We start from the raw sequence: 16,633 nt of genomic DNA on the forward strand, positions 1-16,633 counted from the left end.
CCGAGCAACTTCATCACCGACGGCACCAGGAACATCCGGACGACGGTGGCATCCAGCAGCAACGCCGCCATCAGGCCGAAGGCCAGGTACTTCATCAGCACCAGGTCGGAGAACACGAACGAACCGGCGACCACGGCGAGCACCAGCGCGGCAGCCGTGATGAGGCGCCCGGTGGTCGCGGTACCGATCCGGATGGCCTCGGCGGTGGAATAACCGCGGGCTCGCGCCTCGACCATTCGGGAGACCAGGAACACCTCGTAGTCGGTGGCCAGGCCGAAGCCCACCGCGACTACCAGCGCTATAAGCACCACCATCAACGGGGTCGGAGTGAAATTCAGCCACGTGGAGAAATGCCCGTCGACGAAGATCCAGGTCAGGATGCCCATCGTCGAGCCCAGCGTCAGCGCGCTCATCACCGCCGCCTTGACCGGCAACACCACCGAACCGAACGCCAGGAACATCAACAACAGAGTGGCGCTCAGCAGAATGACCAGCATCAACGGGGCTTTGTCGAACAGGCTGTGAATCGAGTCCTGCTCCAGGGCGGGGGTGCCGCCGACCAGCAGATTGATGCCCTTGGGCGGGTTTACCGCCCGCAGCTCGTCGATCTTCTTGGCGGCATCGTTCCGGTTCAACAGGCCGTTCTGGATCACCCGGACCGAGCCGTCTTCGGGATGGCTCTGCCCATTGGGCCCGGCGACGCACGGGTTGCCGGCGACTTGCGGGCACGGCCGCTCGTCCCACTGCTGGTCGGTGAATCCGGTGATCCCGGAGATCCGGTTACGGATGTCGGCAACCTGCGAGTCGGTGACCGGGCTGTGGTTTGCGCTCTGGATCACCACCGTCAGTTTCTCGGTCCGGTATCCCGGGAAGAGCTTGTCGAAGTGTTCCTGGGCCTGGCGCACCGGATTGTTCGGCGGCAGGTACTTCTCGCTCATGCCACCGAACGAAAGGTTGCCCAGCGGGATAACCAGCAAGATCATGCCGACGGCGATCGGGATGGCGAACGCCAGCGGTCGCTTCATCACCCAGTTGACCAGCTTGCCCCAGAAGCCGGCCTCGACCTCTTCGCGGGTCTTGGTCTTCTGCAGTCGGTCGGCCAGCCAGTTGAGGTACGCCCTGGACACCTTCCAGTTGCGCAGGAAGGGCACCCGGAACGCGGTCCGCACGCCGAGCGCGTCGACATGGCGACCGAGGATCCCCAGGCACGCGGGCAACAGCGTGATCGACAGCACCGCCGCGAGGCCCACCGCGGCGAAGATCGCGTAAGTCAGCGAATGCACGAACCCCTGCGGCAACACCAGCAGGCTGGCGCTCGAGGCGATGATCAGCACCGCCGAGAACACCACCGTACGTCCGGCCGTCATCACCGTGCGCCGCACCGCGGCCTCGGTGTCGTAGCCTTCGGCGATCTCCTCCCGGAATCTGCTCACGATGAAAAGCCCGTAGTCGATCGCGATACCGAGACCGATCAGCGAGACGACGGGTTGGGCGAAGAAGTGCACCGGCCCGAACATGGCGACGAATCGCAGGATGCCCAACGCGCCCGCGATGCTCAATCCGCCCACGATGACCGGCAGGCCGGCCGCGATCGCGCCGCCGAACACCAGGAACAGCACGATCGTCACCAGCGGAAGTGCCAGCACCTCCATCCGGCGCTGGTCGGTGGCGATGGTGCCGGTCAGCGCGTTGGCTATCGGTTCCAGGCCGGCGAGCTGAACCGTGCCGCCGTCGAGCTTCTGCAACGCCGGCTCGATGGACTTGTAGTTGTTGAGGATCGTGTCGTCGTCATTGCCCTTCAACGGGATGCTGACGAAGGTGTGCTTCTTGTCGTCGGTCGCCATCCCCTTGACGAGCCCCGTCGCCTGGCTGGGGTCAGCCAGGTTCAGGTAGCCGAGCCATTGCTGGACCTGGTTGGGATGGTCGCTGACGAACTTGTTGAGCTCGTCTTGCCTTTGCTTCCGCCACGCCGGGTCGTCGACGCTCTTGCCGTCCGGAGCGGTGAAGGTCGCGACGATGTGGCTGGTGCGGTCGCGGCCGTAGGTCTGGTCGCCCAAGACTGACGCCTTGACCGATTGACTGCCGTCGTCGTAGAAACCGCTTTGTGTGACGTGCTTGCCCAGGCTCATCCCGAAGATGCCGCCGCCGAGGCACAGAGCGACCATGACCCCGATCACAATGAACCGGTAGCGGTACACAGTTCGACCCCACCAGGCGAACACGTGAACTCCTTACTGGATCTTTAGCGACCCGGGCCTTGCCTTCGGGCTTCTCGGTTTTCGTACTTGTCGGTTGTCCACCACACGTCAGCTCTCATACACGCGAGGTCAGCAGCGACGACAGCGGCCGGAACGGCTGCAGCCAAGCGCCCTGGTCAGGCAGCGAATCCAGGCCGATTCGCGGCAACGGCTCCCGGAATACACCTGCGATGTCTTCCAGGTCGATGAACTCTAAGGTATCCGACGCTAACGCCCAACTGGCATGTTCGCGAAATCCGAGCACCTGCACGCCGACCCCGGTCCGGGCGATTTCTTCGAGCGGCAGACGGAAGGCCTGACCATCGGCGGACGCCACGACCAGCGCCGCAAGGCCCTCGCTGTGTCGCAGGGCGATGTGCTGGAGCATGTCGCGGTCGACGTCGCTGTCTTCGTCAATCTTCGGTTTGGCAAACACCGCGAATCCCACGTTACGCAACGCGTCCACCCACGGTCGAACGACGTCGGCGCTGCCGGGCGCGATGTTGGTGAAGACGGTGGCCTCGGGTTCGATCGAATCCCCCGGACGACCTGCGGCAATCTCTTCGGTACGGCCCAGCAGCCAGCGCCCCAGCGCGTCGAAACGGGGGCGTTCCACACCGGTGGGCCGACGGCCCAGGATGGAGCCCAGTCCCATGTCCAGGTTGGGGGCATCCCACACCAGCAGCACGCGCCCAACCGGAGTGGCACAGACCGGCAGGCCCGCCAGGTCCTCGGTGGTCGACACCGGGGAGGCGAGCACCTCTGCTGCTGCTGCTGCTTCTTCTGTCACGCTCATAGGCATCTAGTTCCCGGGTCTCTTCCAGATCAACTCGGCGACGGCACTGCCCACGTCCTGGGCCTTCGTCTCGTACTTGGTGGTGGGGCGAACGGTCGAGATCGGCAGCACTGCGCCGGGCTCAACGCGACGCAACCGGGGTTCGGCGTCGCCGACCTCGGCGATGTGCTCGGCGTACCCGGCGTGGTCGGTCGCGACGTGCAGGACGCCGCCGGGGCGGAGCCGTTCGCAGATCAGGCCGACCGTCGCCGGTTGCAGCAAGCGCCGTTTGTGGTGGCGTGCCTTGGGCCAAGGATCGGGAAAGAACACCCGCACACCGCTCAGCGAGGAAGGCGCGATCAGGTGCTGCAGCACGTAGGTCGCTTCGGAGCGGATCAGCCGGATGTTGCTCACCTGCTCGCGGTCGATCGCGCACAGCAATTGCGCCAGCCCCCGCTTGTAGACCTCGACCGCGATCACGTCGATGTCCGGCTCCTCGGCGGCCATGGCCAGCGTCGACGTGCCGGTACCCGAGCCGATCTCGAGCACCAGCGGCGCCGCACGGCCAAACCACTCGCGGATGTCCAGCCGGGGTTGCTCGGCTGAGGTGGGCCCCACCGACATGCCCAGCCGCGGCCACAGCCGCTCCCAGGTCTCGCGCTGAGCGTTGGATAGGGCCGAACGCCGCGAGCGGAACGCGGTGACCGGACCACCAGACATGGCGTAGCGCCCGGCGACTCCCTGATCGGAAATCCCCTCCGGGATCTCGATGCCGGGTTGCGCATGCATTTGTCCATGGTGGCCCATGAACCGCCGATGTAGCCGCACGTGGTCCAGATTGATACCCAACAGTTGCCTTCAGCTGGTAACAGATAGACGGTTGGCTCGCATCTCCGGGCCGCAAGTGCCACGATGCGGTTGCGAAAGCGAGCCGAGTCGGTCGGATCGGGCACGCAGGATATGAGAGGACAGGGCACCAGAATTTTCGTCGATGAGCTGGCGCGATTTGCCGCCGACGCCGCCGATGCGCGGCTGATGACGATCGCCGAAACTGCTGCCGCGCCGTTGCGGGTGGCCGTGCGCGGGCGTGCGGGGGTGGGCTGCAGCACGGTCGCGCGCGCTCTGGACCGGGCCGGCGTCGCGGCGCGGATACGCGTGACCGAATCCGTCGCCGACGTAGTCGTGTACGTCACCGCCGAAGTGATGAAGCCGGAGGATGCGGCGGCCATAGCGGCGGCGCAGCTTCCGGTAGTGGCCCTGCTGAACAAGGCCGATCTGACCGGTTTCGCCGGGGACGGCCCGATCGTCGCGGCGCGGGCCAGGTGCGCGCGGTTCGCCGAGCTGGTCGGGGTACCTGTCGAGCCGATCATCGGGCTGCTCGCGGTGGCCGCGGTCGACGTGCTGGAAAACCCGGTGTGGGACACGCTGCGTGGCCTGGCCGGCCACCATGACAGCGCGTTGTTCGACGGCTCCTTCGAGGGGTTTCTGGCGGCCGATGTTTCGGTGCCGACCGAAGACCGGGTGCGATTACTTGAGACCCTCGACCTGTTCGGCGCCGCGCTGGGGGTTGCCGCGGTCCGAAACGGTGCGACGCCGGCCCAGTTGCGAGCCCTGCTGCGCCGAGTGAGCTGTGTCGACGCCGTCATCGGCAAGATCCACGCCGTCGGCGCCGAGGTGCGCTACCGGCGGGTGCTCGACGCCGTCGCCGCATTGGAGGCGCTGGCCGTCGCCGACGACGCTTTGGGCGCGCGGATCAGCGAGTTCCTGGCCCACGACGACACGGTGCTGGCGCGGATGGCCGCCGCCACCGACCTGGCCGAGGCTGAGCTCGGCCCGGTCGGGGACGGCGCCGATTCCGCTGCGCACCTGTCGCGGGCGGTGCGCTGGCAGCGCTACAGCCAGGGCCCGGTCAGCGAGGTGCATCGCGCCTTCGCCGTCGACATCGCCAGAGGGTCGCTGCGGCTGTGGTTGCAATCCCCCACGCATGGGGACTTACCGTGACAGACGTGGCACACGACGATCCGGCAGGCCAGGTGGACGCGCTAGTGGCGGCGATCGGGCCCCGGCTGGACGCGCCCGCCATCAACCGCCGCGACGTGGTATTGGTGACCGGTCCGTGGATGGCCGGGGTCAGCGGGGTGGTCACGGCGTTGCGCGAACGGCTGCCGCAGCACAAGTTCGTCGAGTCGACGGACCTGGGTCCCGGCGACGCGCCGATCGCGGTGGTGTTCGTGGTCTCGGCCGCCGCCCCCCTGACCGAATCGGACTGCACGCTGCTGGACGCCGCCGCCGAGCACACCGATCTGGTGATCGGTGTGGTGTCCAAGATCGACGTGCACCTGAACTGGGACGACGTGCTGAACGCCAACCGCGACAAGCTGGCCGCGCACGCGCCTCGCTACCTCGCGACGCCCTGGGTCGGCGTGGCCGCGGTGCCCGATGTCGGTGAGCCGCGCGTCGACGAGCTGGTCGACGCGGTCCGGGCGCAACTCTCCGGGCCGGATATCGCGCGCCGAAACAGGTTGCGGGCGTGGGAATCTCGGCTCCAGACGGTCGCCAAACGCTTCGATCGGGATGCCGACGGCGCCGGCCGGCGGGCACGGGTCGACGCGCTGCGCGAACAGCGCAGCTCGGCCCTGCGGCAGCGCCGCCAGTCGAAAACCGAGCACACCATCATGGCGCGCGGGCAGATCCAGCAGGCCCGGGTCCAGCTGTCCCACTTCGCGCGCAACCGTAGTTCGTCGGTGCGTGGCGAGCTGCAAGAGGAGGCCGCGGGTCTGCCCCGGCGCAAAATGCCCGGATTCGAGGCCCATGCGCGCGACCGGGCCAACGACGTCGTCGTCGAGGTGAGCGACGGCACCGCCGCGCACCTCGCCGACATGGCACAGGTGATGGGCGTGCCGGTGGAGCTACCGGCGCTGCAGCGACTGCCCACCGTCGAGGTGGGCCCTCCACCGTTGAAATCGCGGCGTCAGGAAACCTGGCTGATGATCCTGCTGGGCGTCGGCTTCGGCCTGGGTGTCGCGGTGACGCTCAATCGGTTGCTGGCCAGCGTGGCCCCTCGGCTGTCTCCGTGGCTGGCGATCGCCGGGTACGCGGCGTGTGTGCTGATCGGACTGCTCCTCACCGTCCTGGTGGTGAGCATCCGCGGCCTGCTGCGTGACCGCGCCGTGCTGGACCGCTGGGCAGGCGAGGTCACCGAGTCGCTGCGGTCGGTGGTGGAGGAGTTGGTCGCCACCCGGGTGCTGATGGCCGAGACGTTGCTGAACACCGCGCTGAGTGCCCGCGACGAGGCTGAGAACGCACAGGTGGCCGACCAGGTCAGCGCTATCGACACGGAACTGCGCGAATACGCCATCGCGGCGGCACGGGCCGCGTCCGTGCGGGACCGGGAGATGCCGACGGTGCAAGCCGCGCTGGACGCCGTGCGGGCGGAACTCGGCGAACCGGCGTCGTAATTGGACGATTCTGAGGCTTCTGAATCGTTGTTGTGAGCAGTCTTATACCCGCCCAAGCCTTCCGCGACAAGTTGCCCGCGATAACCTGTATAGAAAGCTTTACCGTGTGGACAGTTGCGAGGGCGGCTGCATACGCGACCACAGATGCCCGTTAAGTAAGCAGATGAATTCAGGAGAGTTCGATGACCTCAGCAACCATTCCCGGACTGGATACCGCGCCTACGAATCACCCCGGACTGCTGGCCTGGGTGGAGGAGGTCGCCGAGCTCACCCAGCCCGACCGGGTGGTTTTCACGGACGGCTCCGAAGAGGAATTCGAGCGCCTGGCCACCCAGCTGGTCGGGGCGGGCACCTTCACCAAGCTGAACCCCAAGAAGCACCCGAACTCCTACCTGGCGTTGTCCGACCCGTCCGACGTGGCGCGCGTCGAGTCCCGGACTTTCATTTGCTCCGAGCGTGAGGTCGACGCCGGCCCGACCAACAACTGGATGGACCCCGCCGAGATGCGGTCCCTGATGACGGACCTGTACCGCGGGTGTATGCGCGGCCGCACCATGTACGTGGTGCCGTTCTGCATGGGCCCGCTGGGCGCTGAGGACCCCAAGCTCGGGGTGGAGATCACCGACTCCGAATACGTCGTCGTCTCGATGCGCACCATGACCCGGATGGGCAAGGCCGCGCTGGAGAAGATCGGCGACGAGGGCTTCTTCGTCAAGGCGTTGCACTCCGTCGGTGCTCCCCTGGAGGAGGGCCAAGCCGACGTGCCGTGGCCCTGCAACGACACCAAATACATCACCCACTTCCCGGAGACCCGGGAGATCTGGAGCTACGGCTCCGGTTACGGCGGCAATGCGCTGCTGGGCAAGAAGTGCTACTCGCTCCGGATCGCCTCGGCCATGGCCCGCGACGAGGGCTGGCTCGCCGAGCACATGCTGATCCTCAAGCTGATCTCCCCGGAGAACAAGGCGTACTACTTCGCGGCGGCATTCCCGTCGGCCTGCGGCAAGACCAACCTGGCGATGCTGCAGCCGACCATCCCGGGCTGGCGGGCCGAGACGCTCGGTGACGACATCGCCTGGATGCGGTTCGGCAAGGACGGGCGCCTCTACGCCGTCAACCCCGAGTTCGGCTTCTTCGGCGTCGCGCCGGGCACCAACTGGAAGTCCAACCCCAACGCCATGCGCACCATCGCCGCGGGCAACACCGTGTTCACCAACGTCGCCCTGACCGACGACGGCGACGTCTGGTGGGAGGGCCTGGAAGGGGAGCCCGACCACCTGATCGACTGGAAGGGCAACGACTGGATCCTGCGCGAGACGGATACCAAAGCGGCGCACCCGAATTCGCGGTACTGCACGCCGATGTCGCAGTGCCCCATCCTGGCGCCGGAGTGGGACGACCCGCAGGGCGTGCCGATTTCCGCGATTCTGTTCGGTGCCCGCCGCAAGACCACGGTGCCGCTGGTGACCGAGGCGCGCGACTGGCAGCACGGCGTGTTCATGGGCGCGACGATGGGCAGCGAGCAGACCGCGGCCGCCGAGGGCAAGGTCGGCACCGTCCGCCGCGACCCGATGGCCATGCTGCCGTTCATGGGCTACAACGTCGGCGACTACTTCCAGCACTGGATCGACCTGGGCAAGCACAACGACGAGTCCAAGCTGCCGAAGGTGTTCTTCGTCAACTGGTTCCGCCGCGGCGCCGAGGGCCAATTCCTGTGGCCCGGCTTCGGCGAGAACAGCCGGGTGCTGAAGTGGATCGTGGACCGCATCGAGCACAACGCCGGCGGCCAGGACACCCCGATCGGTATCGTGCCCACCGCCGACGACTTGGACCTGAACGGTCTCGATGTCGACTCCGACGACGTGACCCAGGCGTTGTTGGTCAACCCCGCCGAGTGGCGTCAGGAACTGCCGCTGATCGAGGAGTGGTTCGAGTTTGTCGGCGACAAGCTCCCGACGAGCATCCGCGACGAGTTCGAGGCCCTGAAAGAGCGCCTCGCCTAAATAGCGCGTTCAACAAGCACCAGCAGAAGCACCCGCATGCCCAGCGTGTCGGGTGCTTTTGCGTTCTCGCTCGGCGGTCTGGGCTTTGATTTGCGGTGGGGGTGGGCCTCACTCGCGAAACCCCTACCTGGCTGCAGAGTCACCGCCGCAATGACCTCGGCAGGTAAAGCGCACCCACTCCGGCGCCCGCGGCCAAGTCGGCCGGGTTGGAAATGGCGCACCGTTTCAGCGACAGGCAGCCGCAGCCGATGCACGAGTCCAGGTTGTCGCGCAGCGCCATCAGACCGGCGATCTGATCGTCGAGGCGGCCGCGCCAGTCCTTGGACAGCCGAGCCCAGTCGGCGCGCGTCGGGTTACGTCCGTCCGGCAGCTTCGCCAGCGCGGCCGCCACCTCGTCGAGGCTCAGCCCGACGCTGCGGGCCGCCCGGATGAAGGCCAGCCGGCGCAGCATCTGGCGCTCGAACCGGCGCTGACCGCCCGACGTGCGGGTCGCGCTGATCAGCCCTTGGCTCTCGTAGAACCGGATAGCCGACGCCGCGAAGCCACTGCGATTCGCTATTTCGCTGACGGTCAACAGATCCTTCTTATCCATGTTCCTGCACCCTACCACTTGACTTAAAGTTAACTTCAACTATCAGTATGGCTCTATGACCCAATCACACAACACCAATTCCGTGGCGATTGTCACCGGCGCATCGCGGGGCTTCGGCCGAGCGGTGACCGCCGCCTTGCTCGGCCGCGGCTGGACCGTCGTCGGCGATGCCCGTCGCACCGAGGATCTGGAAACGACTGCGCAAGAGTTGAATTCAGCGCGGCTGATCACATTGGCCGGCGATGTCACCGACGTCTCGCATCGGGACGCGCTGGTCGGCGCCGCCGTCGACGCCGGGCCGCTTCAGCTGCTGGTGAACAACGCCAGCCGGCTGGGCCCCAGCCCGCAACCCGCCCTCGCCGACTACCCGGCAGGGGAGCTGCGGGCCGTCTATAACACCAACCTCTTTGCCCCGCTTGCCCTGATCCAGGCGGCGCTGCCGGCGCTTACCGGCAACGCCGGGGTGATCGTCAACCTCACCTCCGACGCGGCGGTCGAGCCGTACCCGGGCTGGGGTGGGTATGGCTCGTCGAAGGCCGCGCTGGATCAGCTGTCGGCGGTCCTGGCGGCTGAGGTTGCCGCGGTTCCGGTTTACGCCTTCGACCCGGGCGACATGCGCACCGAGATGCATCAGGCCGCGTTCCCGGGCGAGGACATCTCCGATCGCCCCGAGCCGGACTCCGTCGTGCCGGCGTTGCTGCACCTGCTCGACACCCAGCCCGCCGCAGGGCGCTACCGCGCCGCGGACCTGCTGGCGGGAGCACGCCAATGATGCTCGCGGCTCCGCACACGCATTTCCGCCGGGCGCCGGACTCCGACGCCACCGAGCCGCCGGAGGCCCGCGGCGTCGCCCGGGACGCGGTGAAGCTGCTGGTCGCCCGGCCGGATGGGATCAGCCACGCCCGATTCGCCGACCTCGGGGACTATCTGCGCCCGGGCGACCTGTTGGTGGTGAACAACTCCGCCACCCTGCCCGCCGCGATCGACGGCCGCCGCGCCGGCCGTCCGGTCACCATCCACTTCTCCACCGAGCGCGCCGAGAAGCTGTGGGTGGTCGAACTGCGGCCGGCCGGCAATGCGACCGGGCACCTGCCCGACGTCCGACCGGGCGAACGCATCGAGATGCCCGGCGGCGCCGCGATCGTCGTCCGCTCCTCCTACCCGGACTCCGGGGTCGAGGGCGCGCGGTTGTGGACGGCGCGGGTGGCCCTCGAAGGTGACTTCGTGTCCTACCTCGCCCGGCACGGCCGGCCCATCCGGTATTCGTACGTGCCGCGACGCTGGCCGCTGTGCTACTACCAAACCGTATTCGCCCGGCGCCCGGGCAGTGCTGAAATGGCCAGCGCCGCAAGACCGTTCAGCACCGAATTGGTCACCGATCTGGTGGCCGCCGGCATTGCGATCGCGCCCATCACCTTGCACGCCGGAGTCGCCTCGGCGGAGGCGGGCGAGCCGCCGGCCGCCGAGCGGTACCAGGTTCCGGCCGCCACCGCGCGACTGGTGAACCTCACCCGCGCCACCGGCGGACGTGTGATCGCCGCCGGAACCACGGCGACCCGAGCTCTGGAGTCAGCCGCCAATCCCGACGGCGTCGTTGAGCAGGCGGTCGGCTGGACGGATCTGGTGCTCGGCTCCGGTCGCCCGACCCGCGTGGTCGACGGTCTCATCACCGGATGGCACGACGCCGGCGCCTCACACCTGTTGCTGCTGGAGGCCGTCGCGGGGCCGGACCTGGTCGCCGCGGCGTACGAGGCGGCCGTCGAGCACGGCTACCTGTGGCATGAGTTCGGCGACAGCGCGCTGCTGCTGCCGGAGAGGTAGCAGGGCAGCTTTCGTACGGCACTGTACAATATCTCCATGACTTCGGGCAGCATCCCAGTGTCGGAACTGCGTGAGCAGTTGGCCGCGGTGATCGACGAACTCGGCTCGCACGGCAAGGCGGTGAAGCTGACGCGGCATGGCCAACCGATCGCTGTGCTGATGGGTTACGAGGCATTCGAGAAGCTGCTCGACGATCTCGACGACGCCGACGACTACCGTGCGCTGGCGGAATATGATGCGGCAGCAAGCGATGACACGATTCCGTGGGAGCTGGCAAAGCAGGACCTCGGCATCGCGTGAGCTATCAGGTCCGAAAGACCCGTAGCGTTCAACGAGCGATCGAGACGATCGAGAAGCGTGACCGGCTGCGCATCGAGGGTGCCGTCGCACTGCTGGCCGACAACCCATGGCCACCGAAGGCCGCAAAGCTCGTGGGACAGGGCAATCGGTGGCGTGTACGCGTGGGCGATTACCGAATTCTGTACGAAATCCACGATGACATCCTGACGATTCTGGTGATCCGGGTGGCCCACCGGCGCGAGGTCTACCGCGACCGTTAGGGCTCGGCACGCTTCAGTCGACCATCGCCTTGATGATCGCCAACCCGCCCGGCGGGGTGCCGGGCAGCTGACGTCCGCTCGCGGCGACGCCGGCGAGTATGTCGTGTGCGCTGGCCGCGGCGTCAGCGTTGAGCCGATTCATGTCGACGCCCACCAACGTGCCGTCACGTTTGACGAAACGACCGGCCACGAGCACGTGGCGCACGTTGTCGGCGGTGGTTTGGAACAGCAGGGCTCCGGCCGGGTCGATCTGGGGGCTCGCGGGATTCGCGACGACCACCACGTCGGCCTGCTTGCCAGGCGTCAGGCTGCCGATGCGGTCGTCGAGGCCGACGGCTTCCGCCGCGTTGACCGTGGTCCATTCCAGCGCGTCGTGGGCGGTGACGGTCACCGCCTCCGGATCGCCGCCGGCGAGGTTGACCGACTCGGTGTCCGCCCAGCGCTGGAACGCCACGCCGAGACGGAGCTGGGTGAACAGGTCGCCGGTGTTCAGGGACAGCACGTCGCAGGACAGGGTGGGCTTGATGCCGTGGCGGGCGGCAGCGGCGAACGCCGGCCGGCCCATGCCCATGTTCAGTTCGGTTTCCGGCGAGATCGACAGCTTGGCGTCGTTGCGCGCCAACCTGCGCCACTCGTCGTCGGTGAGGGTGTTGCAGTGCACGTGCACCTGGTCGGGGCCCAACAGGCCGGCGTCGTCCATGGCGGTGACGGAGTTCGGGAACTGCCACAGGCAGCCGGTGTGGGTGACGATCAGCGCGTCGCGTTCGCGCGCGGCCAGCACCTCCGCTTGGGTGACCTCCAGCGGCACCAACTCGGGCTCGGTCAGCGCCACACCCAGCGTCACGAGGTTGTCCTTGCTGGCGAACCAGTCGTCGGCGACTCTGGCGAAGTCGGCGAGCCGGTCGGCGTGGGCGGCGAAGTGGGGCGGCGCGAACGGGCTGGATTCGAAGAAGCCGTAGCCGAACACGGCGCGGATCCCGGTGTCCCGCAAGCCTGTCACCGCGGCGTCGGCGTGCTCGGGGGTGTTGTTGCAGTGCGAGAAATCCAGCAGCGTGGTCACTCCCGCGTTGAGCGCGTCCAGCGCACCGTTGCGGTTTCCGAGGTAGACGTCTTCCGGGCGATAGGCGGGCGAGAGGGTCAGGCGGACACCGAACACGTAGTCGGTGAGCGTCCAGTCCGCGCACAATCCCCGCAGTTGCGTCTGCCAGGTGTGCCGGTGCGTGTCGATCAGTCCGGGCGCCACTATGTGTCCGGAGACGTCGACCACTTCGGCGTCGTCGTCGGCCAGATCGGGGGCGATGACGGCGATCCGGTCGTCTTCGATCAGCACGTCGCCGGAGGCCAGGGTGCCGATCCGCGGGTCCATCGACAGGACTGTGCCGCCTCGCAAGAGAAAGCGTTGAGTTGACATGACCATCCAGCACATCACATCCGGTTGCCTGAATGGCGCTCGCGGGGTGCCCGAATTTCGCGACGGTACAGTCGGCCCATGCAGATTCGCCAGCACCTCTCCAGCGCAGAAGGAGCCGACAAACCCGCCGTGATCCTGCATCCTTCGGGGACGGTCGTCACGTTCGGCGAGCTGGAGGCCCGTGCGAACCGGCTGGCACACAGGTTCCGCGAGGCGGGCCTGAAAGAGGGCGACAGCGTCGCGATCCTGATGGAGAACAACGAGCACATCCACGCCGTTATGTGGGCGGCCCGGCGCAGTGGTCTGTACTACGTGCCGATCAATACCCACCTGACCGCCGCCGAAGCCGCCTACATCGTCGAGAACAGCAACGCGAAGGCGATCGTCGGGTCGGCGGCGTTGCGCGGAACCTGCGAGCAGCTGGCCGAGCACTTGCCGGGCGGGCTGCCGGATCTGGTGATCATGGCCGGCGACGACGTCGAGGGATGGGAGCGCTACCCGGAATGTGTTGCGGATCAACCGGACACACCGATCGACGACGAGATCGAGGGCGATCTCCTGCAGTACTCGTCGGGCACCACTGGCCGGCCCAAGGGCATCAAACGCGAACTGCAGCACCTGCCCCCGGCCGAGGTGCCCGGCATGATGTCGGCCCTGGTCGGCTTCTGGATGACCCCGGATTCGATCTATCTGAGCCCGGCGCCGCTCTACCACACGGCGCCGTCGGTGTGGTCGATGAGCGCGCAGGCCGGCGGCATCACAACGGTCGTCATGGAGAAATTCGACCCCGAGGGCTGCCTGGATTCGATTGAGCGCCACCGGGTCAGCCACGGCCAGTTCGTCCCCGCGATGTTCACCCGAATGCTGAAACTTCCTGAAGGGGTGCGCAATTCGTATGACCTATCCAGCCTGCAGCGGGTGATGCATGCGGCCGCGCCGTGCCCGGTGCAGATCAAGAAACAGATGATGGACTGGTGGGGCCCGATCATCGACGAGTATTACGCATCCTCGGAGGCGAGCGGTTCGACGCTGATCACCGCCGAGGACTGGCTGGCGCATCCGGGTTCGGTCGGCAAGTCCATGCTGGGAGCCGTTCACATCCTGGATAAGGACGGCAACGAACTCCCACCGAACCAGCCGGGCGAGATCTACTTCGAAGGCGGCCATCCCTTCGAATACCTCAACGACCCCGACAAAACCGCTGAGTCGCGCGACAAGCACGGCTGGACGACGGTCGGCGACGTCGGCTACCTCGACGACGAGGGCTACCTGTACCTGACCGACCGGCGTCACCACATGATCATCTCCGGCGGGGTGAACATCTACCCGCAGGAAACCGAAAACCTTCTGGTCACCCACCCAAAGGTGCTGGACGCGGCCGTGTTCGGGGTTCCCGACGACGAGATGGGCCAACGCGTCATGGCGGCCGTACAGACCGTCGACCCCGCCGATGCCACCGATGAATTCGCCGACGAGCTGCTGACCTGGCTGCGAGACCGACTGTCGCACTTCAAGTGTCCGCGTTCGATCACGTTCGAGCCGACGCTGCCCCGCACCGATACCGGAAAGCTCTATAAGAATGAGCTGATCGAAAAGTATTCGGCGTGACTCATGCTGCGGTTCGTCGACCTCGCCAAAGCGGACGCCGATATCGCGACGGCACCCGGGGTGGTCATTGCCTTCGGCTCCCCGACGAACGAATACTGGCTGGACAAAGCGACTTTCACGCTGACCGAGGAACCCAGCACCGACCGTAGGGTGATCACCGTCGACTCGGTGCCTGACGCCGTGGAAGAACTGACACAGCGCTGTCAGCACTGGCCGCACGCCAGCGCCGTCTGCGACGATGTGCTGCGCGCGATCGACCCCGCCGGCCCGACGCTGTCCGGGGTGGTGACCGAGTCGCTGGCCTACTCGACGTTGCAGGCCGGCCCGGAGTTCGCGCGCTGGCTCGACGAACGCGGCCCGGCCAGGGTGCCCGACATGCCCGAGCCGGTGCAGGCGGAGCGCGACGGGAATATCCTGCGAATCAGATTCAATCGGCCGCAACGCCACAACGCGTTTTCCACCGATGCACGCGCCGCGCTGCTGGAGGCGTTGACGGTCGCCGAGCTGGACCCGTCGGTGACCGGAATCCTGTTGAGCGGCAACGGCCCATCGTTCTGCAGCGGCGGGGACCTCGCGGAATTCGGCACCTTCGCCGACCCGGCGAGCGCGCACTTGGCCCGTACCCGCCACAGCCCCGCCCTGGTGCTGGACGCGCTCACCGCCCGGCTCGGCCGGGCTTGCCGCGCCCGGGTGCACGGCCGGGTGCTGGGCAGCGGACTGGAAATGGCGGCGTTCTGTGGATCCGTTGAGGCACAAGATGACTCGTTGTTCGGGTTGCCCGAATTGAGCCTTGGGCTGATCCCCGGAGCCGGCGGCACCGTCAGCGTTACCCGCCGAATCGGCCGCTGGCGCACCGCGTATCTCGTGCTGTCCGGTCACACCATCGACGCGGCGACCGCCCGAAGCTGGGGTTTGGTGGACGCCCGGTAAGTCGTTGGTGCTCAGGGCGTCTCGGTGGGGAGCGGCTCCACAGTCGTAGGGGTAACTACAGAGCTGGGCGCGGTGGTTTTAGGACCGAAATTGGGAAGCTGTTCGATTTTCACCGCCAGCACGACGAGCACCAGATAGGCGGCGGCCGCGGCGAGTATCGGACCCACGATCGCACCGGCAATCGCCCACTGCTTGGCTCGTTTGGATGCCTTCTGCGCTTCGGCGTACTTCCCGTCGCTCCACAAGCCATTGACCCTGGCGGCGTACACGATTGACACAATTCCGAACGGCAGGAAACACAGCGCCGTGCACGCGATCGCCCAACCCAGGTAGTTGTCCGGCTCACGGCGGCCGTGAAATTCCGGGCTCTGGGCCTGCCAACCCGGCCGTGGGGGCTGCCAATCTGGTTGCTGGCCTTGCCAACCCGGCTGGTCGTCGGGGCGATCTGAGGAGCCGGGGGTTGGCGATGGCGGATTCCTCATGGCAACTGCCTTCCCTGCGCTGCAACAGGCTTACTCCTGCGCCGCGACGACGGTGCCGAAGTCAGGCAAAATATACAACACCGGTTGGGGCGATCACCCGTATCTCGCTCGCCGCCGTCAGATTCCACCCCGGGCCACCAGTTGCCCGGCAATCACGTTGCGCTGGATTTCGTTGGTGCCTTCACCGACGATCATCAGGGGAGCGTCGCGGAAGTAGCGTTCGACGTCGTACTCGGTCGAATAGCCGTAACCGCCGTGGATGCGGACGGCGTTCAGGGCGATCTCCATCGCGATCTCGGAGGCGAACAGCTTGGCCATCCCGGCCTCCATGTCGCAACGCTCACCGCTGTCGTAGCGCTCGGCGGCGTAGCGGGTGAGCTGGCGGGCGGCGGTGAGCTTGGTCGCCATGTCCGCCAAATAGGTGCCGACGGCCTGATGCTTCCAAATCGGCTGGCCGAAACTCTCCCGTTGCTGCGCGTAGGCCAATGCGTCCTCGAGGGCCGCCGTCGCAACTCCAAGGGAGCGCGCCGCGACCTGGATACGCCCAGTCTCGAGACCCTTCATCATCTGCGAAAAGCCCTGTCCCATTTGACCGCCCAGAATCGCCGACTCCGACATCCGGTAGTCATCGAAGGACAGCTCGCAGGACTCGACGCCCTTGTAGCCCAGCTTCGGCAGGTCCCGCGACACCGTCAGGCCGGGTCCATGTCCGACCAGCGCGATCGAGATGCCTTGGTGACGCGGCGTGGCGTTCGG

Annotated in this window: 16 protein-coding genes; 9 read left to right on the plus strand and 7 right to left on the minus strand. The window is 67.0% G+C overall.

The genetic code is table 11. The annotated features are described in order from the left end of the window. The 3 genes from VML93_RS07825 to trmB all read right to left on the minus strand — a co-directional run. A partial coding sequence (locus VML93_RS07825; protein ID WP_325609344.1) for an MMPL family transporter occupies positions 1-2,222 on the minus strand: 2,222 nt, incomplete at its 3' end. 91 nt (positions 2,223-2,313) lie between these two features. After that, entirely contained in the window at positions 2,314-3,033 is a 720-nt protein-coding gene (locus VML93_RS07830) for an NYN domain-containing protein (protein ID WP_325609346.1), read from the minus strand. A gap of 6 nt (positions 3,034-3,039) precedes the next feature. Beyond that, entirely contained in the window at positions 3,040-3,819 is a 780-nt protein-coding gene (trmB, locus tag VML93_RS07835) for a tRNA (guanosine(46)-N7)-methyltransferase TrmB (protein WP_325609377.1), read from the minus strand. Positions 3,820-3,972: 153 nt separating this feature from the next. On the opposite strand from trmB, the gene VML93_RS07840 reads away from it, so the two are divergent. The 3 genes from VML93_RS07840 to VML93_RS07850 all read left to right on the plus strand — a co-directional run bounded on the left by VML93_RS07840 (position 3,973) and on the right by VML93_RS07850 (position 8,473). Next, complete coding sequence (locus VML93_RS07840; protein WP_325609348.1) at positions 3,973-5,013, plus strand: hypothetical protein; 1,041 nt, start codon at positions 3,973-3,975, stop codon at positions 5,011-5,013. Between the two features lie 5 nt (positions 5,014-5,018). Then, positions 5,019-6,470, plus strand: a complete 1,452-nt coding sequence (locus VML93_RS07845; protein ID WP_414686300.1) for a hypothetical protein — start codon at positions 5,019-5,021, stop codon at positions 6,468-6,470. A gap of 182 nt (positions 6,471-6,652) precedes the next feature. Then, positions 6,653-8,473 carry a phosphoenolpyruvate carboxykinase (GTP) gene (locus VML93_RS07850; protein WP_325609352.1) on the plus strand — a complete coding sequence of 607 codons (1,821 nt, stop codon included), beginning with the start codon at positions 6,653-6,655 and terminating at the stop codon, positions 8,471-8,473. 139 nt (positions 8,474-8,612) lie between these two features. Here the strand turns inward: VML93_RS07850 and soxR are convergent, their stop codons facing one another. Beyond that, positions 8,613-9,065 carry a redox-sensitive transcriptional activator SoxR gene (gene soxR, locus VML93_RS07855; protein ID WP_325609354.1) on the minus strand — a complete coding sequence of 151 codons (453 nt, stop codon included), beginning with the start codon at positions 9,063-9,065 and terminating at the stop codon, positions 8,613-8,615. A gap of 55 nt (positions 9,066-9,120) precedes the next feature. Here soxR and VML93_RS07860 point away from each other — a divergent pair, with 55 nt between their 5' ends. The 4 genes from VML93_RS07860 to VML93_RS07875 are packed head-to-tail and all read left to right on the plus strand — an operon-like array spanning position 9,121 to position 11,446. Then, a complete protein-coding gene (locus VML93_RS07860; RefSeq protein WP_325609356.1) occupies positions 9,121-9,837 on the plus strand; it encodes an SDR family oxidoreductase in 717 nt (238 codons plus the stop codon). Then, positions 9,834-10,886 (plus strand): S-adenosylmethionine:tRNA ribosyltransferase-isomerase, encoded by a 1,053-nt coding sequence (locus tag VML93_RS07865; protein WP_325609358.1) that lies wholly within the window; start codon positions 9,834-9,836, stop codon positions 10,884-10,886. The genes VML93_RS07860 and VML93_RS07865 overlap by 4 nt, the downstream gene beginning before the upstream one ends. Positions 10,887-10,922: 36 nt before the next feature. Beyond that, positions 10,923-11,186, plus strand: coding sequence for a type II toxin-antitoxin system Phd/YefM family antitoxin (locus VML93_RS07870; RefSeq protein WP_325609361.1), 264 nt, complete (start codon positions 10,923-10,925; stop codon positions 11,184-11,186). Continuing rightward, positions 11,183-11,446, plus strand: coding sequence for a type II toxin-antitoxin system RelE/ParE family toxin (locus tag VML93_RS07875; protein ID WP_325609363.1), 264 nt, complete (start codon positions 11,183-11,185; stop codon positions 11,444-11,446). Before VML93_RS07870 ends, VML93_RS07875 begins: the two co-directional genes overlap by 4 nt. A gap of 13 nt (positions 11,447-11,459) precedes the next feature. Here the strand turns inward: VML93_RS07875 and VML93_RS07880 are convergent, their stop codons facing one another. Then, entirely contained in the window at positions 11,460-12,998 is a 1,539-nt protein-coding gene (locus VML93_RS07880) for an amidohydrolase family protein (protein ID WP_325609365.1), read from the minus strand. On the opposite strand from VML93_RS07880, the gene fadD4 reads away from it, so the two are divergent. After that, positions 12,936-14,465, plus strand: coding sequence for a fatty-acid--CoA ligase FadD4 (fadD4, locus tag VML93_RS07885; RefSeq protein ID WP_325609367.1), 1,530 nt, complete (start codon positions 12,936-12,938; stop codon positions 14,463-14,465). The two genes, VML93_RS07880 and fadD4, sit on opposite strands and share 63 nt — an antisense overlap. A 3-nt stretch (positions 14,466-14,468) precedes the next feature. Continuing rightward, positions 14,469-15,395, plus strand: coding sequence for an enoyl-CoA hydratase/isomerase family protein (locus VML93_RS07890; protein ID WP_325609369.1), 927 nt, complete (start codon positions 14,469-14,471; stop codon positions 15,393-15,395). Between the two features lie 11 nt (positions 15,396-15,406). On the opposite strand, the gene VML93_RS07895 is transcribed toward VML93_RS07890, so the two are convergent. Both VML93_RS07895 and VML93_RS07900 read right to left on the minus strand, forming a co-directional pair. Then, complete coding sequence (locus VML93_RS07895; RefSeq protein ID WP_325609374.1) at positions 15,407-15,877, minus strand: CD225/dispanin family protein; 471 nt, start codon at positions 15,875-15,877, stop codon at positions 15,407-15,409. Positions 15,878-15,994: 117 nt separating this feature from the next. After that, on the minus strand, positions 15,995-16,633 hold a 639-nt coding region (locus VML93_RS07900; RefSeq protein WP_325609376.1), incomplete at its 5' end, for an acyl-CoA dehydrogenase family protein.

Source organism: Mycobacterium sp. (assembly GCF_035499775.1).
In the GTDB taxonomy this organism is placed as follows: domain Bacteria; phylum Actinomycetota; class Actinomycetes; order Mycobacteriales; family Mycobacteriaceae; genus Mycobacterium.

What these genes read in the sequence shown, in the direction of transcription:
- fadD4 (WP_325609367.1), top strand. Translation starts at nt 12,936, where the DNA reads ATGCAGATTCGCCAGCACCTCTCCAGCGCAGAAGGAGCCGACAAACCC.
- VML93_RS07895 (WP_325609374.1), bottom strand. Translation starts at nt 15,877, where the DNA reads ATGAGGAATCCGCCATCGCCAACCCCCGGCTCCTCAGATCGCCCCGAC.
- VML93_RS07890 (WP_325609369.1), top strand. Translation starts at nt 14,469, where the DNA reads ATGCTGCGGTTCGTCGACCTCGCCAAAGCGGACGCCGATATCGCGACG.
- VML93_RS07830 (WP_325609346.1), bottom strand. Translation starts at nt 3,033, where the DNA reads ATGAGCGTGACAGAAGAAGCAGCAGCAGCAGCAGAGGTGCTCGCCTCC.
- VML93_RS07870 (WP_325609361.1), top strand. Translation starts at nt 10,923, where the DNA reads ATGACTTCGGGCAGCATCCCAGTGTCGGAACTGCGTGAGCAGTTGGCC.
- VML93_RS07860 (WP_325609356.1), top strand. Translation starts at nt 9,121, where the DNA reads ATGACCCAATCACACAACACCAATTCCGTGGCGATTGTCACCGGCGCA.
- VML93_RS07880 (WP_325609365.1), bottom strand. Translation starts at nt 12,998, where the DNA reads ATGCAGGATCACGGCGGGTTTGTCGGCTCCTTCTGCGCTGGAGAGGTG.
- VML93_RS07850 (WP_325609352.1), top strand. Translation starts at nt 6,653, where the DNA reads ATGACCTCAGCAACCATTCCCGGACTGGATACCGCGCCTACGAATCAC.
- VML93_RS07840 (WP_325609348.1), top strand. Translation starts at nt 3,973, where the DNA reads ATGAGAGGACAGGGCACCAGAATTTTCGTCGATGAGCTGGCGCGATTT.
- trmB (WP_325609377.1), bottom strand. Translation starts at nt 3,819, where the DNA reads ATGGGCCACCATGGACAAATGCATGCGCAACCCGGCATCGAGATCCCG.
- VML93_RS07865 (WP_325609358.1), top strand. Translation starts at nt 9,834, where the DNA reads ATGATGCTCGCGGCTCCGCACACGCATTTCCGCCGGGCGCCGGACTCC.
- soxR (WP_325609354.1), bottom strand. Translation starts at nt 9,065, where the DNA reads ATGGATAAGAAGGATCTGTTGACCGTCAGCGAAATAGCGAATCGCAGT.